At 62.3% G+C, this 268-nt stretch carries 1 pseudogene; it reads right to left on the bottom strand.

Annotation, left to right across the window (positions count from 1 at the left end):
- A pseudogene (locus tag AC0L2F_RS35840) lies at window positions 1-201 on the bottom strand (glycoside hydrolase); the annotation flags it as partial.
- Window positions 202-268: the final 67 nt, after the last annotated feature.

Genomic DNA, 268 nt, shown 5'->3' with positions numbered 1-268 from the left:
CATGCCGGCTGCGTAGACATCCAGGAACCAGGCATTGAAGCCCGCTTTGGCTCGCACGGCCTGCACCCGCGCCTCCAGCAATGGCCGCACACAGCGCGGGTCAGTGTAATAGCCCGATTGTTGGAAGCCGACCTTGAGCGTGCCGTCCTTCAACACCACCGCGCATTCCCGGTACGCCTTGCCGCCCAGATGGGCAGTGGTCCAGTCAGGGTTCGAACAGCTGGATCACCAGTGAGGGAATCAGGTAGATCGCCGCACTGTAGGTGAC

It is taken from the genome of Bradyrhizobium sp. Ken64, assembly GCF_055807555.1.
The sequence above is the reverse complement of the archived record's forward strand: the minus strand, read 5'-3'. Positions and strand labels throughout refer to the sequence as shown.